The organism is Sphingobium sp. IP1 (genome assembly GCF_002708645.1).
GTDB lineage: Bacteria > Pseudomonadota > Alphaproteobacteria > Sphingomonadales > Sphingomonadaceae > Sphingobium > Sphingobium yanoikuyae.
Genome location: NZ_NOIW01000077.1, coordinates 1 through 25968 on the forward strand (window position 1 = coordinate 1; position 25968 = coordinate 25968).

A 25968-nucleotide genomic window follows, 5' to 3' on the forward strand; every position below is an offset into this window, starting at 1 on the left:
CTGCACGCTGCCCTCGATCATCGCCAAGAGCATCACCCTGCCCAAGATCGCCGGTCTGGTCTATCAGATGAAGGGCCGCGTCGACGTCGGCTGCGACAGCGGCTTCGCTGCGCCCACCACCTCGGCGCCGGTCACCAGCTCGACCGTGGGCTGCACCACCGCCAATGGCTTCAGCCTGACCAACGGTCAGCTGACCGCCGACACCAACGTTACCCTGACCATCGAGCCGGGCGTCATCGTCTATGGCGGCACCGGCACCAGCTGGCTGGCCGTCAACCGCGGCAACAAGATCAACGCCGTCGGCACCGCGACCTCGCCGATCATCTTCACCAGCCGCGACAATATCAACGGCAACTCGACCGAAACGTCGATGGGCCAGTGGGGCGGCGTCGTGCTGATGGGCCGTGCGCGCACCACCGACTGCAACAGCGGTTCGGTTGGCGCCGACACTTGCGAACGCCAGACCGAAGGTTCGGCCGATCCGGCGACCTTTGGCGGTCGTGACGACGCCTACAATGCCGGCACCATGAAATATGTCCAGATCCGCTATTCGGGCTATGTTCTGGGCGCCAACACCGAACTGCAGGCGCTGACCGGCGAAAGTATCGGCAGCGGCACCACTCTGGACTATATCCAGAGCTTCAACAGCTCGGACGACGGCGCGGAATTCTTCGGCGGCACCGTGCGCATGAAGCATTATATCGCCACCGGCGCGGATGATGACAGCCTCGACGCCGACACCGGCATCCAGGGTCGCTTCCAATATGTGCTGATCGTGCAGCGTCCGGGCCAGGGCGACGCGCTGATGGAAATCGACAGCAATGGTCTGGAAAGCGATACCCCGCGCCAGAACACCATCGTTGCCAACTTCACCGCGATCCAGTCGCAGGTCAGCAGCAACAACGAAGCCAATGACCAGGCCTCGATCCTGAACCGCGGCAACAGCGATCTGTCGCTGGTGAACGGCATCGTCGTGTCGCCGAACAACGAGTGCGTCCGCCTGCATGGCACCGGCACCGCTTCGACCCGCGCCACGCTGACCGCCCGTTCGGTCCTGATGCAGTGCAACGCGACCAAGTATATCGGTTCGGGCAGCGGCGCGACCGCCTACACCGCCGCCGATGTCGCTGCCATCTTCAGCGGCAACAACAACAATGATGCCTACACGGCCTCGCTGAGCGCGGTGTTCATCAACGGTGCGGCCGAAACCGCCGCCACCGCGATCGACGCCAAGACGCTGGACAGCTTCTTCGACACGACGACCTATGTCGGCGCGGTCAAGGACGCCAACGACACCTGGTTCGCCGGCTGGACCTGCAACTCGGCCTACGCGCCGTTTGACAGCACCAGCACCGCGCGCCGCGCCTGCACCTCGATCCCGCTCTAAGACGGGACGGACCTGATGCGGGGCGGGGGGGGGCCATGATCGGCCGCATCCCGCCCCGAAACGTGCAATGACCTTATCTAGGGGATATTCGATGGCGACGCCGCTCAAGTTCGCGGGCCTGCTGCTGCTTTCCACTGCGCTGGTCGCGCCGGCCGCGCTGGCCCAGGAAGTGCCCGCGCCCGCCGATGCCACCACGTCCGACCCGCAGGCGGCCGATCCTGCTGCCGCTGCCGGTCGTTCGACTGCCGAGGATCCGGAAGCTGCGCCCGACATTTCGGTCCCCGGTTCCGACATCATCGTCACCGGCCGCCGCAGTGCCAACGTCCAGAAGAATATTCCGGCGGTGGTTTCGGTCCTGTCTTCGGCCGATATCGCCCGGACGGGCGACGGCAATATTGCCGGCGCGCTGGGCCGCGTCACCGGCCTGTCGGTGGTCGGCAACGGCTATGTCTATGTCCGCGGCCTCGGTGATCGCTATTCGCTCGCACTGCTGAACGGTTCGCCGCTGCCCAGCCCCGAGCCGCTCAAGCGCGTCGTGCCGCTGGACCTGTTCCCGACCAACATCGTCTCATCGTCGATGGTGCAGAAGAGCTATTCGGCCAATTATCCCGGCGAGTTCGGCGGCGGCGTCATCAACCTGACGACCAATGCGGTGCCGGCGGAAAGCTTCCTGACGATCAGCGGCGGTATCGGTGCCAACACCGAAACCACCTATCAGATGGGCTATAGCTATTATGGCAGCAAGAGCGACTGGACCGGCTTCGACAATGGCAGCCGCGACATTCCGCCGGCGCTCGCCGCCTTCTTCGCCAGCGGCGAACGGATCAGTTCGGGCAATGTCGACAGCACTGCGATCGCGGCGGAAATGGTGCGCTTCAGCAAGGGCACCGTCCAGCGCATCAAGGATATCGACCCCAATTATTCGGCGACCATCTCGGGCGGCACCTCGTTCGACCTGGGTGGTTCGACCCTGGGCCTGATCGCCACTGCGGGCTACAGCAACAAGTGGACCACGCGCGACCAGCGCCAGCAAAATTCGATCACGCCCGACCTGTCGGCGCTCAATTCGGATTTCCAGCGCGTCACCACCGACAATCGCATCGTCGTCAACGGCCTGCTGGGCCTGGGCCTGGAGTTTGGCGACAACAAGATCCGCTGGACCAACCTCTATATCCGCGACACGCTCAAGCACACCCGCATGGGCCTGGGCAACACGCAGACCCAGCCGACGTCGGACATCATGGAGCAGGATACCGCCTGGTATGAGCGCCAGCTGATCGACACGCAGGTGGTGGGCGAGTTCAAGCTGAGCCCGGCGTTCAGCCTAGACGTGCGCGGCGGCTTCGCCAATTCGCAGCGCGAAGCCCCCTATGAACTGTCGTTCGAATATATCCGCACCAATGCAGCGGCCGACCCCTATGGCAATCTGTTCGTCAACCGTCTGAACGGCAATACCGGCCAGACCGCGACGGTCAGCTTCTCCGACCTCAACGAGGATCTGTGGTCGGGCGGCGCGGACCTGACCTGGAAGCCGTCGGCCGACATGGCGCTGACCGCCGGCTATGCTTATGTCGACACCAACCGCACCAGCTCGCGCCGCGACTTCCAGTTCCGCGCGTCGAGCGACATGCCCGAGGGCGTGGGCGTGCTGCGCCCTGACCTGCTGCTGGCGCCGGGCATCGTCAACTATTATGACATCAGCCTGATCGAGACCAACGAAGGCAATCCCGCCTTCCGTGCGACGCTCAAGAACCATGCCGGCTATGGCAAGCTGAACTGGCAGATCCTGGATGACCTGTCGCTCGACGCGGGCGTGCGTTACGAAACGGCCAAGCTGACCGTGTCGCCGATCCAGGTGTTCAGCACGCCGGGCGCCAGCACGGCGTCGACCCAGCTCGACAATGATTACTGGCTGCCCAGCGGCACGCTGACCTGGCAGATGCGCGACGACATGCAGGTGCGCCTGAACGCGTCGAAGACCATTGCCCGGCCGCAGTTCCGCGAGCTGATCTATCAATTCTACTTCGATCCGGACACCAACCGTCGCTATCAGGGCAACCCCTATCTGCAGGACAGCAAGCTGTTCAACGCGGAAGCGCGCTATGAATGGTATTTCGCGCGGGATCAGCGCTTCTCGCTGTCGGGCTTCTTCAAGAAGATCGACAACCCGATCGAAACCTTCATCACGCTCAACGGCGACAATTTCGTCACCAGCTTCGCCAACGCGCCCAAGGCCGACCTTTATGGTGGCGAAGTCGAGCTGCAGAAATATTTCGACCTGTCGTCCATGTCGGACAGCGCGTTCTTCTCGACCCGCCGTCTGGTGACGATCGCCAACTATACCTACACCAAGTCGAAGCTGAAGGTGAAGGAAGGTGATACGACCGCCGTGTTCGGCGCGTCGTCGACGCTGGCGACCGACTATTTCCGCAACGGTTCGCCGCTGACGGGCCAGTCGGACCATCTGGTCAACTTCCAGTTCGGCCTGGAAGACCAGGACAGGCTGTCGCAGCAGACGCTGATCCTGTCCTATGCCAGCAAGCGCGTGACCAGCCGTGGCCTGGCCAACCAGGACCAGCCGGACGTCTATGAACATCCCGGCATCAACCTGGACTTCGTGGCGCGCCAGGGTGTCTATGTCGCGGGGCGCCAGTTCGACGCCAAGTTCGAGGTGCGCAACATCCTGGGCAACGACTATGAGGAAAGCCAGTCGAACGGCACCAACAAGGTCATCTACAACGCCTATAATTATGGCACGACCTTCAACTTCTCGCTGTCGACGACCTTCTGACGTCAGGCACAGCCGAAACGGGAAGGGCGCCCGATCGGGCGCCCTTTTGCGTTGAGGGATCGACGGCGCAGGCTCATTTCTCGATGAGCAGCTTCACGATCCGGCGCTTGCCAAAGCGCAGCGGGTCGGCGAACCAGGTTACTTCCACTTTCTGCCCTTCGCGCAGATAGGGCGGGCCGCCGGCAAAGCCGCAGAAGGTTGCCACCGGACAGCGACTGCCGCCGCGCCAGGAGAAACTCTCCTCGCCGATGTCGAAGCCATGGGTGACATTGGTCTGATGCTTCTGGAAGGAGAGGGGTTCGGTATTCCGGCTGCGCGTGCGGATGTCCCACAGCTTGCTGATCCGCCCCTTGGTCACGCTCATCTGGTCCATGTCCATGGCGCTGACCCGCAACTGGTCGACCAGCGGCAGGCCGCCGAACCACAGGCCGGCAAGCAGGATCGCAGCCGGCGTATAGCGCGGCATCCGTCGCCCGGATCGCTTCCACCAGCGGGCGCCCAGGAATAAGAGGGCAAAGAAGATCAGATAGAGGATCGCCGCCCAGTCGAACGGCGCCATGCTCCTGTCATAGGCTGTAATCACGCGATCCTCCCCCCGTGCATTGTTCCCGTCATGCCATGACGGGTGCGAAAGGAAAGAGGCTGGCCGCACGTGCGGTCGGGCAGGCGCGCAGCCATCGTCGCGGAGATGGGGAACGGCGCTGCAAGGGGAGGGCAGAGGCCCGACCCGCGACGCGCCAGTGGGATTCTCCTACGAAGTTCACAGTGTAAACGGGGTTTCGGGGCCTTTTGCTCCTGTGCCGCCCCCATGACGCGCGCGTCGCGCGCCTGGAACGCACCTGTTGGACGGCAGGGCAGGTCATGCCGAAGCGTGTCCCAAGCGCCTGCCAGGCGACAGCGAAGCGACATCGACGCATCCGTCACGCGACAGATGGCAACAGGCGGCAGGATGGCAGGAGGGCGGTTCCATTAAGCAGGATAGAACAGGGAAAGGCCGAATAGGAAAGGGGGCCTGCAGAATGGCGGCCAGCGAACGAGATGGAAATTCCCGTTCACTGGCCCGGCTCTTACTGTTTGGCGTGCTTCGCCTTCAGCAGCAAATCATGGTCATGATGGGATTCGCCGCTGATATCGATCGTCACGGTCTCGATCGTTCCGGTGAACTTGCCGCCGGTTGGGCCATAATCCTCGACAACCGGTTCGCCATTATCCTGGCCGATGTCCATGAAATCGTCGAAGGAGAAGATGGCCGGCACGGTTTTTTCCACCCGCCCCTTGCCGATCGCCTTGCCGTCGGCCTTCAGCGTGACATTGCCGCCCTTGCCGGCGCCGCCGCCATCATATTCGAAGTCGAGCAGCAGTTCATGGCTGCCTTTGCCCAATGCTTCATCCGCGCGAACGGTGAAGGTTTCCAGCCCGACCCAATTATGGGCATAGGCGAGCACGCCGTCCTTCATATAGAGGCACCAGCCGCCGAACTTGCCACCTTGCGCGACGATGGCGCCATTGGTCGGTTCGGTGCCCAATTCGACCTTCGCGGTGACGGTGAAATTGGTGTTCTTGATGTTGGGGACGGTATTCTCGTTCATCCGGGTCATGCCCGGCCGGAAGGTCATGGACGTGCGGCCGTTGAGCAGGTCGGGCCGGCCGGCGACACGGGCGTCGAAACGTTCGCGCTGGCGCGGGTCGAGCGGCAGAACATTATATTTGGTCGCCTCGATCAGGAAGCGGTCCTGCAGCTTGCGCAGCATCTCGGGATTCTGGTCCGCGATATTATGCGCCTGGGTCCAGTCATCCGGGCCGTAAAGTTCCCACGGCTCGTCTTCGATCTCCATCGGCTTTTCGCGCGGGTCGGGCCAGGGCAGGCGGTGCATGGTCACGGCGGTCCAGCCTTCGTGATAGATGCCGCGGTTGCAGCCGATCTCGAAATATTGGGTGTTGTGCCGATCGTCGGCCTCCGGCTCGTCGAACAGATAGGCCATGCTGGTGCCTTCCATCGGCTTTTGCTGGATGCCGTTGACGAAATCGGGTTCGGGCACGCCGGCCAGTTCCAGGATGGTCGGGGCGATGTCGATCAGGTGATGGAACTGATGGCGCATTTCGCCCTTGGCCTTGATCTTCTCGGGCCAGCGCATCGTCATGCCGACGCGGGTACCGCCCCAATGGGAAGCGACGATCTTGCTCCATTGATAGGGGGCGTTCATCGCGTGCGCCCAGCCCGACGGCATGTGGTTGAAGGCGCTGGGGCTGCCGATCTCGTCGATGCGCGGCAGGATGTCCGCCGTCGTCATGCCGATGCTGTTCTGATAGGCCATTTCGTTGAAGGTGCCATAGGGGCCGGCTTCGGCCGACGATCCATTGTCGCCAAGAATGTAGATGACCAGCGTGTCCTGCAAGACGCCGCGCTGTTCCAGCGTATCGAGCAGCCGGCCGACATGATGGTCGGTATGGGTGGCGAAGGCCGCATAGGTTTCGGCCAGGCGGCAGGAAACCTTGCGATCATCGTCGGTCAGTTCGTCCCATTCGGGTAGCCATTCGGTCGGCGCGGTCAGTTCCGCATCCTTGGGGATGACGCCCAGTTCCTTCTGCTTTGCGAAGGTGATGTCGCGCTGCTTGTTATAGCCGTGATCGAACTTGCCTTTATACTGATCGACCCATTCCTTGGGCACATGATGCGGCGCATGGGTGGCGCCAAAGGCCAGATAGGCGAACCAGGGCTTGTCCGGCGTGAAGGTCTGCAGCGAACCGGTCCAGTTGATGACCTGATCGACCAGATCCTCGGTCAGGTGATAGCCCTCCTCGATGCTCTTGGGCGGCTCGATCTGCGTTATGCCATCGACCAGCGGCGGGGCATATTGGTTGCAGTCGCCGCCCAGGAAGCCGTAGAATTTCTCGAAACCGTCGCCGGTCGGCCAATGGTCGAACGGACCGGACGGGCTGGTTTCCCAGGTCGGCGTCTGGTGCATCTTGCCGAAGGCACCGGTGCTGTAGCCATTATATTTGAGAATCTGGGCGATCGTCGCACAAGTGTCGGGGCGCAGGCCGGTATTGCCGGGCATGGCGGTGGCAACTTCGGTGATGCCGCCCATGTTCACCGTGTGATGATTGCGTCCGCACAGTAGCGCCTGACGCGATGGCGAGCAGAGCGCGGTGGTATGGAAGCGGGTGAAGCGTATGCCTTCCTTCGCAACCCGTTCGGCGTTGGGCATGGCGCAGGGGCCGCCAAAGGCACTGCTGGCACCAAAGCCCATGTCATCGATCAGGACGATGAGCACATTGGGGGCGCCAGCGGGCGGGCGGAGAAATTCCTTGGCCGGCGGGCTCTGCGCCTCCTTGGCATTCATCGGCGTGTCGTGGGGCGGTACGCGTTCCGGGATCGGCAGGACGTAACGGTTGAGTTCGGACGAACGCTTCTTGGTCGACATGCTGCTATCCTCGTTCGGGATGGACTGGACGACATGAAGCCTAATGTAAGAGAATATGATGGCTATTGGGGTTTGTCCCGAGACCTTTGCCAATCCAGTGCTGGGCTGTCAGCACGATGCGCTCGCACGCCGCGGTGCTACGCGCGCAACCGTTTTTCCAAAGCGGTGATCGCCCCAACCGCACATGAAAAAGCGGCGCGGGATACTGTCCCGCGCCGCTTCTGATCATCGCTGTCCTGATACCGCCGCCCGATCCTGCGATCGGGTGGCGGTGTTGATCAGGCCGCCTTGGGCGGGGCGAACTTGGTGAGGTCGATGCCGACCACCGCCTTCTTATATTCGTCCATGTTGGGCGTGCGGCCCAGGATGGTCGAGAGCACCACCAGCGGGGTCGAGGCGAGGAGGGATTCGCCCTTCTTGTTCGCCGTGTCTTCCACCACGCGGCCCTGGAACAGGCGGGTCGAGGTGGCGAGGACGGTGTCGCCCTTCGCGGCCTTTTCCTGGTTGCCCATGCACAGGTTGCAGCCCGGACGCTCCAGATAGAGGGTGTTCTCATATTCGGTGCGGGCGGTGTTCTTGGGGTGGCTGTCGTCGAATTCGAAGCCGGCGTACTTCTTGAGCACATCCCAGTCGCCTTCGGCCTTCAACTCGTCGACGATGTTGTAGGTCGGCGGGGCGACGACCAGCGGCGCCTTGAACTCGACCTTGCCTTCGGCGGCTTCGATGTTCTTGAGCATCTGGGCCAGGATCTTCATGTCGCCCTTGTGGACCATGCACGATCCGATGAAGCCCAGGTCCACCTTCTTGGTGCCGCCATAATAGGAAACCGGGCGGATGGTGTCATGGGTGTAGCGCTTCGACACGTCGGCATTGTTGACGTCCGGGTCGGCGATCATCGGTTCGTCGATCTGGTCGAGGTCGACGACGACTTCGGCGTAATATTTGGCGTTGGCGTCGGGCGACAGAGCGGGCTTCTCGCCCGAGCGGATCTCGGCGATGCGCTTGTCGGCCAGAGCGATCAGGCCCTTGAGCGTGCCGGCGGCATTTTCCATGCCCTTGTCGATCATGATCTGGATGCGCGACTTGGCGATTTCCAGCGACTCGATCAGCGTTTCGTCCTGCGAGATGCAGATCGACGCCTTCGCCTTCATCTCGGCGGTCCAGTCGGTGAAGGTGAAGGCCTGGTCGGCCAGCAGCGTGCCGATATGGACTTCGATGATGCGGCCCTGGAAGACATTCTCGCCAGCGAACTGGTGGAGCATCTGCGCCTGGGTGGCGTGGACGACGTCGCGGAAGTCCATATAGGGCGCCATCTGGCCCTTGAAGGTGACCTTGACCGACTGCGGGATCGGCATGGTGGCTTCACCGGTGGCCAGCGCCAGCGCAACCGTGCCGGAGTCCGCGCCGAAGGCGACGCCCTTCGACATGCGGGTGTGGCTGTCGCCGCCGATGATGATCGCCCAGTCGTCCACGGTGATGTCGTTCAGCACCTTGTGGATGACGTCGGTCATCGCGTGATAGACGCCCTTGGGGTCGCGCGCGGTGATCAGGCCGAAATTGTTCATGAAGCTCATGAGCTTGGGGATGTTGGCCTGAGCCTTCTTGTCCCACACCGATGCGGTGTGGCAGCCCGACTGATAGGCGCCATCGACCAGCGGCGAGATGACGGTGGCGGCCATCGCCTCCAGTTCCTGCGCGGTCATCAGGCCGGTGGTGTCCTGCGAGCCGACGATGTTGACCTTCACGCGGACGTCCGAACCGGCATGCAGCACCTTGCCCAGCGTCACGCCCACGGCGTTGCGGTTGAAGATCTTCTCCACGGCGGTCAGGCCCTGGTCGTCGACCGTGATTTCCTTGTTCGGCGCGAACACCTTGGGCGCTTCGATGCCCAGCGTCTCGGCGGCGAAGGTCTGCAGCTTCTTGCCGAAGACGATGGCGTAGCTGCTGCCCGCCTTCATGAATTCCATCTTCTGCGGCGTGAAGGCGGCGGCGACGTCGACCAGTTCCTTGCCGGCCTCGTCGGTCAGCTTCTTGTTCTTGACGTCGATCTTCAGCACCGTGCCGGTCGCGACCGAGAAGGCCTCCTCCAGCACCGGATTGCCGTCATTGTTGAGGATCGCCTTGCCATCCGGGCCGGTCATCTTGACCCAGTTCTTGAGGTTGAGGCCGATGCCGCCGGTCACGTCCACGGTGGTCGCGAAGATCGGCGAGATGCCGTTGGTGCCGGCGACGACGGGCGCATAGTTGACGAAGGGGACATAGGGGCTCTGCTGCTTGCCGGCCCACAGTGCCACATTGTTGACGCCCGACATACGCGACGAGCCAACGCCCATCGTGCCCTTCTCGGCGATCAGCATCACGCGCGCGTCGGGATGCTGGGCCTTCAGGGCCACGATTTCCTGCTGCGCCTCGGGCGAGATCATGCACAGGCCGTGCAGTTCGCGGTCCGAACGCGAGTGGGCCTGGTTGCCCGGCGAGAGCAGGTCGGTCGAGATATCGCCTTCGCCGGCGATGAAGGTCACGACCTTGATCTCGTCCTCGACCTCGGGAAGCTTGGTGAAGAATTCGGCCTTGGCATAGCTTTCCAGCACATCCTTGGCGACGGCATTGCCGGCGGCGAAGGCGTCGCGCAGGCGGAACATGTCGGCGTCGTAGAGGAAGACCTGGGTCTTCAGGACGTCACCCGCCTGAACGGCCAGCGCCGCGTCATCGCCGAGCGCGATGTCGAGCAGCACGGCGATCGAGGGGCCGCCCTTCATATGGCTGAGCAGTTCCAGCGCGAAGGCGGGGGTGATTTCCGCGACGGTGACGTCGCCCAGCACGATCTTCTTGAGGAAGTCGGCCTTTACGCCCGCAGCGCTGGTGGTGCCGGGCAGGGTGTTGTAGATGAAGAATTTGAGCGCGTCGGCGCGATGTTCGCTGCCCGCGTCCTGGATCAGGGTGATGAGTTCGGCGACGAGGGCGCCGTCGTCGATCGGCTTGGGTGCGAGCCCCTGGACTTTCCTGCTGTCGATTTCGGCCAGATAATCCAGGTAGATGCTCATTATAAATCCAATGCCATAAAGTGTATGAATCCGGGCGCGGCACCACCGGACGGCTTTATGGACCGACCTGGGGCGGTGACGGGTCGCGCGTAGGCCAAGATCGCCCGGCTTGCAAGCTGTCCGATAGGCCCGGATGCACCGATCCGGATCGCCCCGGCGCTCGCTCCGCAGGGAGCGGAGGCGATCCGTAGCGGCGGACGAGTGTCGAAGCGGATATTGGGTGCCACCATGATGTCTGCAACCCTTCTTATGTTGCCCAGGCGGCTCCAACATGTCCCGCAAAGAAGAGGCATGCGCTCCGCCGGTGTCGCGATTGTGAGAAATTGTTGCGCAGGCGGCCGGGCATATCATCATTGATTGACCACTACCTTCTTCCTCCACATCAGCCCGTGAAATTCTAATGCGACTAAGTCGCACTATTATTTCAATGGGGGTCTGAAATGCCATTTCCTGCAATCTTCTCGACGCGTGCCCATCTGCTGGGGGGCGCTGCCCTGATCGGTGCGCTCGCACTGCCCGTCGCCGCCCAGGCGCAGGCGCCCGATGCCGACGCCGATGCGCAGTCCAGCGCGATCGTCGTCACCGCGGCCGGCTATGAACAGAATATCATCGAGGCACCGGCCAGCATCACCGTGCTGGGCCGCGAGGAATTGCAGGAAAAACGGTTCGGCAGCCTGGCCGAGGCACTACAGGATGTGCAGGGCGTCGATGTCGGCGGCGAAGCGGGCAAGACCGGCGGCCTCAACATCTCGATCCGCGGCATGCCCAGCGACTATACGCTGGTGCTGATCGACGGCCGGCGCCAGAATGCGCCCGGCGGCGTCACGCCCAACGGCTTTGGCGAAACCTCCACCAGCTTCCTGCCGCCCTTCTCCGCGATCGACCGGATCGAGGTGGTGCGCGGCCCGATGTCCACCCTCTACGGCTCGGACGCGATGGGCGGCGTCGTCAACATCATCACCCGCAAGGTCGGCGATCGCTGGGTCGGCACCGCCAGCGCCGAAAGCACGATCCAGGGCGATGACCGCTTTGGCAATATCCAGTCGGTTAACGGCTTTGCCCAGGGGCCGATCATCAAGGGGCTGGCCGGCCTGACCCTGCGCGGCAGCGTGTTCCACCGCGCCGGCTCCGACATCGAGATCCCCGGCGATCCGGCGCTGACCTTGGGCCGCAACCCGGTGGAATCGGACATCTATAATTATGGCGGCCGGCTGACGTTGACGCCCCATGCCGATCATGACCTGTGGTTCGAATATGATCGCAATGAACAAAGCTATGACAATAGCCGGGGCCAGCTCGGCACGCTGGGATCGGGCGGCTATGCCCCCGAACAGCGGTTCAACCGCAGCAATTATGTGATCGCGCACAGCTGGCGCATGGGTTTCGGCCAGCTCGACACCACCCTGACCCGCAACGAGACCGAGACGATCGGCCGCCTGATCCCCAATGGCACGCCGGGCGCGGTGCCGGGCAGCCCGCGCACGCTGGAGGCGCGCAACGACATCATCGATTCCCGCTTTGCCGGCAAGGCGGGCGCGGTGGCCTTCACCGTCGGCGGCCAATATTGGAAGGCGCGCATGGTCGAGGGCGTGGCCCCCGAGCCGTTCAAGTTCACCCAGTGGGCGGGCTTTGCCGAAGCGACGCTGACCGTCGTCGACGGCTTCAACATCACCGGCGGCGCGCGCTACGACAATCACTCGACCTTTGGCGACAAATGGTCGCCGCGCGCCTATGCGGTGTGGAACATCAATGATGCGCTGACCCTGAAGGGCGGTGTCAGCCGCGGTTTCAAGACGCCACGCGTCGAACAGATTGCCGAGGGCATCATCGGCTTCGGCAGCCAGGGGCGGGTGCCGCTGCTGGGATCGCCGGGCCTGACGCCGGAAACCAGCACCAGCTATGAAGCGGGCCTCTATTATGACGGCGACGGCTTCTTCAGCGGCAATGTCACCCTGTTCAACAATGATTTCACCGACAAGATCGCCAGCGGGCCGGGGGTGCCCAATTGCCAGTTCTCGGCCGCGCCCAACCTGCCGGGCTGCGTCGATGTCGGCAATTTCCCCAATGTCGAGATGTTCAGCCAGTCGATCAACATCGACAAGGCCCGCACCCGCGGCATCGAGGTGGCAACCCGTTTCGCGCTGACCTCCACCCTGTCGCTGTCGGCCAACTATACCTATACCGAGACCGAGCAGCTCAGCGGATCGGAAGAAGGGCTGCCGCTGATCGGCATGCCCAAGCATATGCTGAACGGCAATCTGCGCTGGAAGCTGGGCGACAAGGCCAGCGTCTGGGCACGGGCGGAAGTGCGGTCGAGCCGTTATCGCGGTGCCAATGTCCAGCAGACGGCCGTGGGCGACTTCCGCAGCTATGAAGTCTTCCACCTGGGCGGTTCCTACCAGGTCGCGCCGGCCTTCCGCCTGTCGGCGACGCTCTACAACATCCTCGACACCGACTATGCGGTCTATGTGCCCTATCAGACTGCGGCCAATGTGACCGCCTGGACCCCGGCCTATTCGATCAACCAGGAAGGGCGCCGCCTCTGGCTCTCGGCCACGGTCGACTTCTGACGGGAGAAGGACCCCGCCCTGCGCGCGAAGCGTGGGGCGGTGTCATAGTTGCCTTGCAGGGCGGACGTTGCGAACGCACACCCCGCTGGCGGAAAACCACCCAGCGCGGCTGAAATATGTGCGCCGCCTGGGGCATCGCCTTCAGCCCCAGGGGCGTTCGCGATACCATTTGGTGATGACATGCTTGACGCCGCTGCGGACCTTCATGCCGTGGTGGATGCTGGCGGGGTTGAAGCGATCCGGGGTGATGCGGTTGTTCCAGGCGAGCAGCTTGCCGGTTTCGGGCTGCACCGTCTTGCCGATCTTCGTGAAGCGGGTGGCGCCGCCGGCGGCGGGCTCGTTGAGATAGACCATCAAGGTCCAGGTGCGGTTGCCCGCGACCGCGCAGAATGTGTCATAGTCCGCGCCCTTGGGCTCGAAATAATCGGTGTGCGCCTTGAATTCCTGGCCGACGCCATAGCGCTGGCCCTGGATCGGTTCGCCATATTGGGTGGCGATGCCGGCGAAGCTGTCGAGCCGGGCGTTGATGGCGGCGACGAACGGGTCGCCATGGTCGAGGTCACAGGTCTCGCTGGTGCGGAAATAGCCATCGCCATTGGCGTCCGCGATGGTCGAGGGGCGACGGTCCGCATCGATCCGCGCGATCACCTGCGCGCATTCCTCAAGGCTCAGGAAATCACGCTGGATGAACAGGGTGAGATCCTTGCTGGGCACCCGCTGGACGCGGGGATGGCTGGCGATCCAGGCCGGATCGGCGTCGGGTACGGCGGGCGGTGACAGGATCGGGTCGGACAAGGTCATGGGCATTTCCGCGAATGACGGCGCTGCAGGCCGGTTTCCGTGGCCCTAGCTATCGTTGACCCTGCGAAATGCAAGCATCGTCGCGGCCCCATTGCTACCTGTCATATTATGGTAACATAAACGTCATCTGGCAGTAAGAAGAGTTGCCTAGCAGGCGGGCGAACCAAGGGGGACATTTCGGCTCATGCGTGTGCCGTTCGGCGACAAGTTGCAAGGGTGGCGGCGCTATGCGCGGCCGGTCGATTGGCTGGGGCTGGTCGAGAAGCTGTTGCTGGCAGTGCTGGCATTGCAGCTGGCCCGGCTGGTATGGGTGTTGCTGACGCCGGTCGGTGCCTTTGGTCCCTGGGAAGGGCGTCAGGCGCAAGTACTGTCGGCCAGTGCGCGGCAGGCGCTGTTCGCCAGCTTCGATCCCTTTTTCCGCACCGGCGCGCCGCAGGCGGGCAATGGCGTCGTCACCTCGCTGGCGCTGACGCTCTATGGCGTGCGGCTGAACGAGGGGACGGGGCAGGGATCGGCGATCCTGGCGACGCCCGACGGCATCCAGAACAGCTATGCCGTGGGCGACGAGATCATGCCGGGCGTGGTGCTGAAGGCGGTGTTCTTCGATCATGTGACCATCGATCGCGGCGGGGCGGAGGAACAGGTGTTCCTCGACCAGTCCCAGCCGGCGTCGGCGGCCGGCGGACCGGCTGGTGGGCCGGGCGGCGCGCCCGAGGGGGATATGGCGCCGGGCGAAGGTGCGCCCTCGCCGGTGCCGGGCCGCGATGCGCCGAGCGCCGATGCGGTGAAGCGCGACATCGGCTTTTCCCCGCGCACCCAGAATGGCCGGGTGACCGGGCTGGTGCTGAGCCCCAAGGGGCCGGGCTTTCAAAATGCCGGTTTCCAGGCCGGTGACATCGTGACCCAGATCAACGGCCAGCCGATCGGATCGGCCGGTGACCTGGCATCATTGCAGAACCAGATCGTGCCCGGCGCACGCCTGTCCCTGACCGTGGAGCGCGGCGCCGTCACCGTGCCGATCAACCTGATATTGCAAGGCCAATGACCAGACATATCCTCAAATATTCCGCCGCCCTCGCGCTGGTCCTGGCTGCCCCGGTTCCCGGACATGCGCAGCAGACGCTGAATGTGCGCGATGCCGATATCCGCGCCTTCATCCAGGATGCCGCGCGCGTCACCGGCCGCACCTTCATCATCGACAACCGGGTGCAGGGCAAGGTGTCGGTGGTGACCGACCGGCCGCTGTCCAAGTCGGAATATTTCGAGATCGTGCTGTCGACGCTGCGCGCCAATGGGCTGGTCGCGGTGCCAGCGCCCGGTGGCGCCTATCGCATCCAGCCGGCGGACGGCGCGGCCGGCCAGCCCAGCGCGGTGGGCCGGGCAGCGACCCGCAACAGCTTCGTCACTGAAGTCTTCCGCCTGCGCTCGGTCGATGCGGCAAGTGTGCTGGAAACGCTGCGCCCGCTGATCAGCAAGGAAGGCACGGTCACCGCCAATCGCGCCGGCAACAGCATCGTCGTTGCCGACTATGCCGATAATGTCGCGCGCATCCGCCAGGTGATTGCGCGGGTAGATCGCGACACCAGCTCGACCCAGATGGTGATGTTGAAAAATGCCGGTGCGCGCGAGATCGCGACATCGCTGCAGGCGCTGGTGCAGAGTGGCGGCGGCGAGAATGGCGCGCCGGCGGCCGCCAGCGTGGTGCCGATCGACAGCAGCAATGCGATCGCCATTCGCGGCGATGTGAACACAGTCACGCGCCTGGCCAATATGGCGCGCGAGCTGGATCGTCAGGCGGCGAGCGGCACGGAAATCCGCGTTTACTGGCTGGAACATGCCGATGCGGAGAAGCTGTTGCCGGTGTTGCAGCAGCTGATCGGCCAGTCGAGCAGTTCGCCCGTCACCTCCTCGGTGCCGGCGGCGGGCGCCAGCGGCGGCGCTGGCGGCGGCGCGGCTCCGGCCAGCGCGGCGGCGGCACCGGTCGCAGCCGGCTCCAGCGGATCGAGCGGCAGTGGCATTTCGACCCGCGGCCCGGCGATCGTCACCCGCTATGAAGGCGCCAATGCGATCATCGTTGCCGCCAACAGCGACGTGCAGCGCATGCTGGGCGAGACCATCCGCCAGATCGATACCCGCCGCGAGCAGGTGCTGGTGGAGGCGATCATCGTCGAGATCAGCGATGCGGCAGCCAAGAAGCTGGGCGTGCAGTTCCTGCTGGGCAGCACGTCGACCGGCTTTGCCGCGACCAATTACAGCAATGCCTCACCCAGCCTGATCACCATTGCAGGCGCCTATGGCGCGACCAAGCTGGGCACCACCAAGACGACGGTGGTGGCGGCCGACGGCACGACCACGACGACCGAGACGCAGACCAACAGCGACCTGGCCAGCAGCCTGACCCAGGCGGCGGTTGACAGCCTGGCCAGCGCGACCGGCATCGTCGGGGGCCTTGGCACCCAGATCGGGAAGAACGGCATTTTCGGCGCGATCATCAATGCGGTGAAGTCGGATACCGAGAGCAATCTGCTTTCCACGCCGTCGGTGATGACGCTGGACAATCAGAAGGCGTCGATCCTGGTCGGCCAGCAGGTGCCGGTGACCACCGGCGAGGCGCTGAGCCAGAATTTCGACAACCAGTTCCGCACCGTCCAGCGCCAGGATGTCGGCATCAAGCTGGAGGTGAAGCCGCAGATCAACACCGGCGGCGCGATCAAGCTGTTCCTGAAGCAGGAAGTGTCGAGCGTGGCCGGCCCGGTCAGCAATTCAAGCAGCGACCTGATCATCAACAAGCGCGAGATCGAGACCACGGTCACGGTCGATGACGGCGAAATCCTGGCGCTGGGCGGCCTGCTGGACGATAATGAGCGCAAGACGATCGAGCGCATCCCGCTGCTGTCCGACATTCCGGGCATTGGCGAGCTGTTCAAGTCGCGCAGCAAGAGCCGGACCAAGACCAACCTCATGGTCTTCATCCGGCCGACCATCCTGCGCACCAAGGAAGATGCGCAGCGCCTGACCCAGCAGCGCTATGGCTATGTGCGCGGCATGCAGTTGCAGCGCAGCCCGGACAGCGAGCCGACCATCGACGAGCTGGTGCGCGACTATATGGGCGCGCAGCCGCCGATCGCGCCGCAGCCCGGCGACATGCTGGTCGAACCGCAGGCCGGTGCGCCGGCCGCTTCGCCGGCGACTTCGCCGGCACCGGGGCAGGTCCAGGTCATCGAACCCACGGTGCGGCAGTCGAGCGGCGTCGTCCGCCCGGTCGACCTGCCGCCAAGCGGAGAGCAGAAGTGAGCGAACAGGAGCATGTGACGGTAATGCCGTCGGTTCTTCCGCCACGACCGGTCGACATCCCCTATGGCTTTGCCCGCAAGCATGGCGTGGTGATGCTGCCGCAGGATGGCGAGCGACTGTCGATCGCGGTGCGCGAGGGCAGCGATCCGCGCGTGCTGCTGGAGGTGCGCCGGCATCTCGCCCGCAGCTTCGACGTGCGCTTTGTCGAGGCACCGCAGTTCGACCGGCATCTGTCCGATCATTATGCGATGGAGGGCAGTGCCGCCGCCATGGCCGGGTCGATCGACGTCGGCGCGGACGAGCTGGACATATTGGCCGCCGACATTCCGACCGCCGACGATCTGCTCGACAGCGCGGACGACGCGCCGGCGATCCGCCTGATCAACGGCATCATTGCCGAGGCCGCGCGCCAGGGCGTGTCGGACATTCATATCGAACCCTATGAGACGGGCCTGATCGTGCGGATGCGCGTGGATGGCGTGCTGCGCGAGACGCTGCGCATGCCGCCGCATGTCGCGCCGGTGGTGGTCAGCCGCATCAAGGTGATGGCGCGGCTCGACATTGCCGAACGGCGCGTGCCGCAGGATGGGCGCATCGGCCTGACGCTGGGCGGCAAGCTGCTCGACGTGCGCGTATCGACCCTGCCGAGTCGGGCGGGCGAGCGGGTGGTGCTGCGTATCCTGGACAAGGAAAATGCCGGCATCACGCTCGACCTGCTGGGCATGACCGGCGCGCCCGACCGCATCTTCCGCGAGGGGCTGAGCGAGCCCAACGGCATCATCCTGGTCACCGGGCCGACCGGTTCCGGCAAGACCACCACGCTCTATGCCGGCCTGCGCAACCTGAATGATGGCAGCCGCAACATCCTGACCGTCGAAGACCCGGTCGAATATGCGATGGAGGGCGTCGGCCAGACCCAGGTCAATGCCAAGGTCGGCCTGACCTTTGCCGCCGGGCTGCGCGCGATCCTGCGCCAGGATCCCGATGTCGTGATGGTCGGCGAAATCCGCGACCGCGAGACCGCCGAGATCGCGGTGCAGGCATCGCTGACCGGCCATCTCGTGCTGTCGACCGTCCATACCAATGACGCGGTCGGCGCGATCACTCGTATGCGCGACATGCGGGTCGAACCCTTCCTGCTCGCCTCCACGCTGCGCGCCGTTGTCGCCCAGCGGCTGGTGCGACGGCTGTGCCAGCATTGCCGCGAGCCGGTGCAGGCTGACAAGTCGGCGAGCGCCCTGCTGGGTTTCGATCCGGGCACGATCATCTACCGGGCGCGCGGCTGCGACGAATGCAATGGCACCGGCTACAAGGGCCGGATCGGCGTGTTCGAGGCGATCCGCGTCGACGACACGATCCGCCGCCTGATCAACGATGGCGGCGACGAATCGCTGATCGCCCGCCATGCCTTCCTCAATGCGCCGAACCTGGGGTCGGCTGCGCGCGCGCTGGTGCGCGACGGCCAGACCACGGCCGAGGAAGCGATCCGCGTGTCGCGCCGCGATGCGACCGAGGTGGAAAACATTGCCGATGGCTGATTTCGACTATGTCGCGATCGACCCGGCGGGCAAGGAACGCAAGGGCAGCGTCAAGGCGGACAGCCTGGACGAGGCACGGGTAAAGCTGGATGCGCGCAAGTTGTTCGTCGTGCGGCTGGAGCCGGGCGCGGCGTCGGTCGCGCGCAAGCGGGCCGGCCTGTCGCTGCGCGCGCCCAAGCTGTCGGCCAAGGAACTGACGCTTTTCACCCGGCAGCTTTCCACCCTGATCCAGGTGAGCCCGCTGGAGGAGTCGCTGCGCACGATCAGCCGGCAGAGCGAGCAGGATCATGTCCGGGCGATCGTGGGCAAGGTCCATTCCGGCGTGCTGGAGGGGCGGCGGCTGGCCGATGCGCTGGGCGCGGAGCCGAAAAGCTTTCCTGCCCTCTATCGCGCGATGATCTCGGCCGGCGAAAGCTCGGGCAGCCTGCCCACCATCATGGAGCGTCTGTCCGAACTGATGGAGCGGCAGGCGGTGATGCGGTCCAAGGTGCTGACCGCGATTGCCTATCCTTCCGTGCTGGCGACCTTTGCCGTGTTCGTGGTCGCGGCGCTGATGATCTTCGTCGTGCCCAAGGTGGTTGAGCAGTTCGACACGGTGGGCCAGCAATTGCCGTTGCTCACGCGCATGGTGATGGGCATTTCCGCCTTTCTGGCGGGCTATTGGTGGTTGTTGCTGATCCTGATCGGGCTTGGCGCCTTCGGCTTCTGGCGCGCGCTCAAGATCGACAGCTTCCGCTATCGCTTCGACGCGATGTTGCTGGGCCTGCCGGTGCTGGGCCGGCTGATCCGCGACCTGCATGCCGCGCGGATGGCGCGCACGCTCTCCACCATGGTGGCGAGCCGGCTGCCGCTGATGGAGGGGCTGTCGCTGACCGCCAACACGGTGCATAATCGGGTGCTGCGCAAGGCGTCGGACGAGATTGTCGAGGCGATCCGGGGCGGTGGCAGCCTGTCGGCGGCGTTGAAGCGGGCAGGGGTGTTTCCCCCGTTGCTGGTCTATCTGGCGGCGAGCGGCGAGAGTGCCGGGCGGCTCGACACGATGCTGGAGCGCGCGGCCGATTATCTGGAGCGCGAGTTCGACGCCTTCACCTCGGCCGCGCTCGCCATGCTGGAGCCGATCATCATCATATTGATGGGCGGCATCGTCGCCGTCATCATCCTGTCCATCCTGCTGCCGATCCTGCAGCTGCAAAGCCTGACCGGGGCTTGAAGGAGTAGAATATGCGAAAGATCCTCTCCCACTCTCATGCGCATTGCGAAAAGCAAGTGGGGCGTTCCGCCGAAGACGGCTTCACGCCCTTTCGGCGCTCCGCCGAAAACGGCTTCACGCTGGTCGAACTGATGGTCGTGATCGTCATCATCGGGCTGCTGGCGACGATCGTGGCGATCAACGTCATTCCCGCCACCGATACCGCCCGCGTCGAAAAGGCGAAGGCCGATATTTCGACCATCGAGCAGGCGCTGGAGCAATATCGCCTCGACAACCTGACCTATCCCGCCGCGTCGGATGGGCTGCAGGCACTGCTCAACCCGCCCGCCTCGCTGGCGCAGCCGCAGCGCTATCGCCGTGGCGGTTACATCAAGAAGCTGCCGCAGGATCCGTGGGGCCGCGCCTATATCTACACCGTGCCAGGCAAGAAGGGCGCGTTCGACATCAGCTCGCTGGGCGCCGATGGCCAGCCGGGCGGCGAGAATGAGAATGCGGACATCTATTCCAGCGAAATGTGATGCCGCACGTCGAGCGGAGCGAGGTGCCTCGCTCCGCTCGGCAGGGGGCTTCGACAGGCTCAGCCCGAACGGTGGTGGGGCATCGCCTCCGCCACGCAACGGCTTTACGCCTTTGTCGCGTTCCGCCCAACAGGGCTTTACCCTCATAGAGCTGATGGTCGTGCTGACGATCATCGGCTTCATTTCGGCTGCCGTGGTGATCGCCATTCCCGATCCGCGCGGCCGGATCGTCGACGATGCCGACCGCTTTGCCGCGCGCGTTGCCGCCGCGCGCGACGAAGCGGTCGTCACCGCGCGCCCGATGGGCGTGTGGGTCTCCGCCTCGGGCTATGGCTTCCAGCGCCGCGAGGGCGGCCAATGGGTGCCGATGGAGGAAAAGCCCTTCGTCAGCGCCAATTGGAAGACCGGCACGCGGGCGCTCGTGGGCCAGGACGGCCGCCAGCAGATCGCCTTCGACGGCACCGGCCTGCCCACCGATCCGCTGACCATCACCCTGGCGCGCGAGGCGGAGCGGGTGCAGGTCAGCGTCGATATGGCCGGAAAGGTGTTGGTCGGTGGTTGATCGGCGCAATGAAAAGGGCGTCGCGCCTTCGTCGCGTTCCGCCGAAAACGGCTTCACGTCTTCTATGCGTTCCGCCGAACACGGCTTCACGCTGCTAGAAATGCTGGTTGCGCTGGCGGTGTTCAGCCTGGCGGCTTTGGCGCTGGTGCGGTTGCAGGGGGTGACGCTGCGCACCGCCGCCGATCTCGACAGCAAGGCGCTGGGCCAGATCGTCGCGCGCAACCTGATGGTCGAGGTGCAGAGCGATGTCGCCCCGCCCTCGGTCGGCGAGGAGGATGGCGAGGTCGAGAATGGCGGCCGCCGCTGGCACTGGACCCGCACTGTCAAGGCGACCGAGGACAAGCGCCTGTTGCAGGTCGATCTGGTGGTCGATGGCCAGCCGGGCGCATCGCCGGTGGTGCTCAGCTTCCTGCGGGAGGTGGAGTGATGAGGCCGGAGAAGCCACAGGGAGAACAAGGCTTCACGTCTTTGAGGCGTTCCGCCGAACACGGCTTCACGCTGATCGAGCTGCTCGTCGCGCTGATGATCTTTGCGATGCTGGCCGCGGCGGGCGTGCTGTTGCTGGGCAACAGCGTGACGGCGCAGGCGCAGGTCAAGGCGCGGCTGGACGACATGGCGGCGATCCAGCGGGCCGCGGGGGCGCTGTCGGCCGATCTTGGCCAGGCGGTGCCGCGCATCAGTCGCACCGAGGCGGGGACGCTGGCGCCGGCCTTCTGGGCGCATCGCGATGGCGAGGAACAGCCGGTGATGCAGTTCGTGCGCGGCGGATGGGACAATCTGGGCGATCTGCCCCGGCCGTCCTTGCAGAAGGTCGAATATTGGGTGCGGCAGGGCCGGCTGGAACGGCGCGGCTATGCCCAGATCGACGGGGCAGCGGGCGACGAGCCGGCGGCGCTGCTCGACCATGTCGAGGAGGTGACGCTGCGCTTCCGCGATGGGGAGGGCGAGTGGCGCGAGGAGTGGACGCCAGGCCAGCCCGACCTGATGCCGCGCGCGGTGGAAATGGTGGTCAAGCGCACCGGCGAGCCGCCGGTCACGCTGCGCTTCCTGGTGGCGCCCGGTCCCAAGGAAGCGCCGCTTGACGATCAGGAGGCGGCCAATGCGGCGGCCTGATCCCAACCGGCCCGAAGAGCGCGGCGCCGCGCTGCTGACCGTATTGCTGCTGGTCGCTGTGATGGCGGTGGTGGCGGCCACGGCCCTCGAACGCGTGGCGCTGGCGACACGGATGACCGGCAATGGCGGCGCGGTCGATCAGGGGCGGGCCTTCGCCGATGCCGGCATGGTGATCGCGCGCCTCAAGATCGGCGATCTGGTCGCGGCCAGCCCCGGCAAGACGACGCTTGCGGGCAACTGGATGGGCACGCCGCAGGCGATCCCGGTGCCCGGCGGCATGGCGACGGCGCGGGTGACCGACGGCAGCAACTGCTTCAACCTCAACAGCGTGGTCGCCGGCAATAATGAGAACAGCCTGAAGGTGCGCCCGGTGGCGGTGTCGCAGTTCCAGGCGCTGTTGCAGGCGCTGGGCGTCGATGTGCGCCAGGCGCAGGTCGCCGCCGCTTCGCTCGCAGACTGGATCGATACCGACAGCGTGCCCCAGCCGGCTGGGGCGGAGGACGAGATCTATGCCCGCGCGGCGCGGCCCTATCGCACCGCCAACCGCTTCATGGTCGACGCCAGCGAATTGCGGGCGGTGAACGGCATCACGCCGGCGGTCTATGATCTGGTCCGGCCCTGGGTCTGCGCGCTGCCGGTGTCGGACATGTCGCCGATCAATATCAATACCTTGCTGCCCGATCAGGCGCCCTTGTTCGCGATGCTGCTGCCGGGGCAGTTGAGCGTGGCGCAGGCACGGCAATTGCTGGCGCAACGGCCGGCGGAAGGCTACGGCAGCATACCGCAATTCTGGCAGGCACCCTCTCTGGTCGGGCTCAGCCCGCTCACCGAGGTGGCCGAGCAGGTCAAGTTGACGACGGGATTTTTCAGAGTGGACGTGTCGGTGAATGTAGGGGGAACGCAAGTGGTGGAGCGCGGGCTGATCGATGCCCGGCAACCGCCGATCCGGCTGGTGCGGCGCGATTGGGGGACGGGCGCATGAGTTCGGCCGATGCCCTGATCATTGCCCTGCCCGAGGGGGCGGAGGACGCGCCGACATGGATGCGGGTGGTGGATGGCGCGATCGTCCAGACCGGCGCCGGGGCCAACTGGCTGGCCGCCTGTGGCCTTGCCGCGCTGTCCGACAAGGCGCGGGTGATGCTGGTGCCGCCGGCCGCACTGGTGGCGCTGCACTGGGTGTCGCACCCCGACCTGCCGGCGCGACAGGGGCGGGCGGCGGCGCGGCTGGGCGCGCTGGCCGGCGCCATCCTGCCGTCCGACCAGCTGTTCGCCGCCGCCGACGAGAATGACGATCCCGCCCGCCCGCATATCGTGGCGGTCGCGGCGCGCAGTGACATGCAGCATTGGCTGCTCTGGGCGCAGCATCATGGGCTCGACCCGGACCTCATCGTGCCGGCGGCGCTGTTGCTGCCGGAAAATGAAGTTGGTTTCGTATCCGGAATGATTGGCGGTGCGCAGGTGCTGCGCGGCGCGGACATGGCGCTGACCGGCGACATGGCGCTGCCCGAACTGATCGGCGATGCGCCGGTGCGGGCGGTCGCGGCGGACGGGATCGATGCGCGGCTGGTTGCCGCACTCGACGCGCCGCCGATCGACCTGCGCCAGGGCGATTTCGCCAAGCGGGTGCGGCGGCAGATCGATACCCGGGCGCTGGGCCGGATCGCGATCTGGTGCGGCCTGATCCTGCTGGCCAGCCTGCTCATCAGCCTGGTGACGCTGGTGCGGCAGAATGTCGCCGCCAGCCAGGTCGATGGCGAGAGCCTGGCGCTGGCGCGGCAGGTGTTGCCGGAGGCTTCGGACGTGATGCAGGTCGAGGCGGAGATGGACCGGCAACTCGCCGCGCGCGGGGCCGGCGCCTATGCCTTCACCGCGCCGGTCGCCGGACTGATGAGCGCAATGCAGGATGCGCCGGGCGTGTCGCTGACGTCGCTGTCGCGCGATCCCGACGGCATGGTGCGCGCGACGCTGGCTGCCGCCAAGGCGGATGACATCAACATCGTGCTGCTGGCGTTGCAGGCGGCCGGTTACACGATCACGGCGACCCCGTCCCAGGATCCGGGCGGGCGCACGCTGGCAGATATTACGGTGCGGTCATGATGGACAGGATGAAAGCCTATTGGATCGAGCGGTCGCCGCGCGAGCAATGGATGCTGGGCGTGATGTTCGCGCTGCTGGCAGTGGTCATATTGTGGCTGGGCGTGGCCCGGCCGCTGACCCATGCGCAGGTTTCCGCCCGCGATGCTTTGCGCGAGGCGACCGATCGCAATGCGGCGATCCGCGCCAAGGTGAAGCTGCTGAAGCATCTGCCGCGCAGGCCCGCGCCGACCGGCCCGACCATCCCGATCGAACAATTTGTCGGCCAGAGCGCGGGCGAGGCCGGGCTGACGCTGGAACGGGCGCAGCCGCAGGGCAATGACCGGATGGAAATCGCCATCGCCTCGGTCCGTCCGGTGGCGATGATGAGCTGGATTGCGGGGCTGGAGGCGCAGGGGCTGCGCGTCGAGACGATGAGCGCGCGGCCCTCGCCGACGGCGGGCAGCGTGTCGGTGCAGGCGGTGCTGGTGCGCGGAGGTGGCCAATGAAGGGGCTGATCCTGTCGCGCCGGATGCGCATCATCCTGATCGCGCTGTTCATATTCGGCCTGATCCTCTTCATTCCGATGCGCGTGGCGCTGGGGCTGGCGCAGCTTGACCGGCTGGGCCTGGCCGCGCGCGAGATACGCGGCAGCGTGTGGAGCGGACGGATCGACCAGTTGATGCTCGGCGAAATGCCGATGGGGTCGGTGCGCGCCGGCCTGTCGCCGATCTCGCTGCTGGTCGGCCGGGCCCGGTTCGATATTGCCCGGCATCGCGGCCAGCCCGACGACATCCAAGGGGCGCTGACGGTCGGGCTCGACCGGATCGGCATCGATGACGTGACCGGCTCGGTGCCGCTGGGCCGCACCTTCGCGCCGCTGCCGGTCAGCGGGCTGATGATGGAGGATGTCAGCGGCTATTATCGCGGCGATGTCTGCGGCCATGCCGAAGGCCGGGTGCGGGCGCGGATGGCGACGCAGATTGCCGGGCTGAACCTGTCGCAGGGGCTGTCGGGCACGGTCGCCTGCGATGGTGATGCGCTGCTGCTGCCGCTGGTCAGCCAGTCGGGGATGGAGAAGATCAACCTGCGCATCTGGCGGTCAGGCCGCTATACTGCGGAAATGCGGGTGGAAACCGCCGACCCGGCGCTGGCCGGGACACTGGGGCAGGCGGGCTTCGCCACGGTCGGCAACGCCTATGTGCTGAAGGTCGAAGGGACGTTGTGATCGATCCCTGGGCGGCCCTGGTCGGCGCGGTTGCGGGTGCGATCGCGGGCAGCTTCCTTGCCACCCTGATCCTGCGCTGGCCGCAGGGGCGGGGCGTGATGCGCGGCCGGTCGGCCTGCGACGGCTGTGGCCGGGTGCTGGGGCCGATCGACCTGGTGCCGATGCTGAGCGCGCTGGTGCAGCGCGGCCGATGCCGGACCTGCGGCGCGGCGATCGATCCGCTCCATGGCCGGGTGGAGGCGGGCTGCGCCATCATCGGCGCGCTGGCGCTGGGGTTCGTGCCGGATCTGGGCGGGATCGGCTGGGCGCTGCTCGGCTGGCTGCTGCTGACCCTGGCGCTACTGGACTGGCGCCATTTCTGGCTGCCCGATGCGCTGACCCTGCCGCTGGCCTTCTTCGGCTTCACCTTGGGGC

At 65.4% G+C, this 25968-nt stretch carries 20 protein-coding genes; 16 read left to right on the forward strand and 4 right to left on the reverse strand.

Annotated elements, in window-relative coordinates; translation table 11 throughout:
* On the forward strand, positions 1-1387 hold a 1387-nt coding region (locus tag CG471_RS21240), incomplete at its 5' end, for a hypothetical protein (RefSeq protein WP_099233614.1).
* 91 nt (positions 1388-1478) lie between these two features.
* Complete coding sequence (locus CG471_RS21245; protein WP_099233616.1) at positions 1479-4178, forward strand: TonB-dependent receptor domain-containing protein; 2700 nt, start codon at positions 1479-1481, stop codon at positions 4176-4178.
* Between the two features lie 73 nt (positions 4179-4251).
* On the opposite strand, the gene CG471_RS21250 is transcribed toward CG471_RS21245, so the two are convergent.
* The 3 genes from CG471_RS21250 to CG471_RS21260 all read right to left on the reverse strand — a co-directional run bounded on the left by CG471_RS21250 (position 4252) and on the right by CG471_RS21260 (position 10647).
* Positions 4252-4761, reverse strand: a complete 510-nt coding sequence (locus CG471_RS21250) for a hypothetical protein (RefSeq protein ID WP_257211641.1) — start codon at positions 4759-4761, stop codon at positions 4252-4254.
* A gap of 484 nt (positions 4762-5245) precedes the next feature.
* Positions 5246-7603, reverse strand: a complete 2358-nt coding sequence (locus CG471_RS21255; RefSeq protein ID WP_099233620.1) for an arylsulfatase — start codon at positions 7601-7603, stop codon at positions 5246-5248.
* Between the two features lie 278 nt (positions 7604-7881).
* On the reverse strand, positions 7882-10647 hold the full coding sequence (locus CG471_RS21260; protein WP_099233622.1) for a bifunctional aconitate hydratase 2/2-methylisocitrate dehydratase: 2766 nt from the start codon (positions 10645-10647) through the stop codon (positions 7882-7884).
* A gap of 440 nt (positions 10648-11087) precedes the next feature.
* On the opposite strand from CG471_RS21260, the gene CG471_RS21265 reads away from it, so the two are divergent.
* Positions 11088-13217 (forward strand): TonB-dependent receptor domain-containing protein, encoded by a 2130-nt coding sequence (locus tag CG471_RS21265; protein WP_099233624.1) that lies wholly within the window; start codon positions 11088-11090, stop codon positions 13215-13217.
* A gap of 141 nt (positions 13218-13358) precedes the next feature.
* On the opposite strand, the gene CG471_RS21270 is transcribed toward CG471_RS21265, so the two are convergent.
* Positions 13359-14018 carry a 2OG-Fe(II) oxygenase gene (locus CG471_RS21270; RefSeq protein WP_099233626.1) on the reverse strand — a complete coding sequence of 220 codons (660 nt, stop codon included), beginning with the start codon at positions 14016-14018 and terminating at the stop codon, positions 13359-13361.
* A 184-nt stretch (positions 14019-14202) separates the two neighbouring features.
* Between CG471_RS21270 and CG471_RS21275 the strand changes: the two genes are divergently transcribed.
* The 13 genes from CG471_RS21275 to CG471_RS21335 form a co-directional block, all read left to right on the forward strand.
* Positions 14203-15063: a type II secretion system protein N gene (locus CG471_RS21275; RefSeq protein WP_099233627.1), complete on the forward strand. Its 861-nt coding sequence runs from the start codon at positions 14203-14205 to the stop codon at positions 15061-15063.
* Complete coding sequence (gene gspD, locus CG471_RS21280) at positions 15060-17312, forward strand: type II secretion system secretin GspD (RefSeq protein WP_099233628.1); 2253 nt, start codon at positions 15060-15062, stop codon at positions 17310-17312. Before CG471_RS21275 ends, gspD begins: the two co-directional genes overlap by 4 nt.
* Before the next feature lie 23 nt (positions 17313-17335).
* Positions 17336-18850 carry a type II secretion system ATPase GspE gene (gspE, locus tag CG471_RS21285; protein WP_099233629.1) on the forward strand — a complete coding sequence of 505 codons (1515 nt, stop codon included), beginning with the start codon at positions 17336-17338 and terminating at the stop codon, positions 18848-18850.
* Positions 18843-20060 (forward strand): type II secretion system inner membrane protein GspF, encoded by a 1218-nt coding sequence (gene gspF, locus CG471_RS21290; RefSeq protein ID WP_099233630.1) that lies wholly within the window; start codon positions 18843-18845, stop codon positions 20058-20060. Before gspE ends, gspF begins: the two co-directional genes overlap by 8 nt.
* A gap of 11 nt (positions 20061-20071) precedes the next feature.
* Positions 20072-20578, forward strand: a complete 507-nt coding sequence (gspG, locus tag CG471_RS21295; protein ID WP_306552772.1) for a type II secretion system major pseudopilin GspG — start codon at positions 20072-20074, stop codon at positions 20576-20578.
* A 112-nt stretch (positions 20579-20690) separates the two neighbouring features.
* Positions 20691-21140 (forward strand): GspH/FimT family pseudopilin, encoded by a 450-nt coding sequence (locus CG471_RS21300; protein ID WP_099233632.1) that lies wholly within the window; start codon positions 20691-20693, stop codon positions 21138-21140.
* 64 nt (positions 21141-21204) lie between these two features.
* Positions 21205-21567 carry a type II secretion system minor pseudopilin GspI gene (gene gspI / locus CG471_RS21305; protein WP_099233638.1) on the forward strand — a complete coding sequence of 121 codons (363 nt, stop codon included), beginning with the start codon at positions 21205-21207 and terminating at the stop codon, positions 21565-21567.
* Positions 21567-22253 (forward strand): type II secretion system minor pseudopilin GspJ, encoded by a 687-nt coding sequence (gene gspJ, locus CG471_RS21310; protein WP_099233633.1) that lies wholly within the window; start codon positions 21567-21569, stop codon positions 22251-22253. The genes gspI and gspJ overlap by 1 nt, the downstream gene beginning before the upstream one ends.
* A complete protein-coding gene (gene gspK, locus CG471_RS21315) occupies positions 22240-23235 on the forward strand; it encodes a type II secretion system minor pseudopilin GspK (protein WP_099233634.1) in 996 nt (331 codons plus the stop codon). Before gspJ ends, gspK begins: the two co-directional genes overlap by 14 nt.
* Positions 23232-24350, forward strand: coding sequence for a type II secretion system protein GspL (gene gspL, locus CG471_RS21320; RefSeq protein WP_099233635.1), 1119 nt, complete (start codon positions 23232-23234; stop codon positions 24348-24350). The genes gspK and gspL overlap by 4 nt, the downstream gene beginning before the upstream one ends.
* Entirely contained in the window at positions 24347-24835 is a 489-nt protein-coding gene (gspM, locus tag CG471_RS21325) for a type II secretion system protein GspM (protein ID WP_099233636.1), read from the forward strand. Before gspL ends, gspM begins: the two co-directional genes overlap by 4 nt.
* On the forward strand, positions 24832-25554 hold the full coding sequence (gene gspN / locus CG471_RS21330) for a type II secretion system protein N (RefSeq protein WP_099233637.1): 723 nt from the start codon (positions 24832-24834) through the stop codon (positions 25552-25554). Before gspM ends, gspN begins: the two co-directional genes overlap by 4 nt.
* On the forward strand, positions 25551-25968 hold a 418-nt coding region (locus CG471_RS21335), incomplete at its 3' end, for an A24 family peptidase (RefSeq protein WP_143560254.1). The genes gspN and CG471_RS21335, both read left to right, overlap by 4 nt.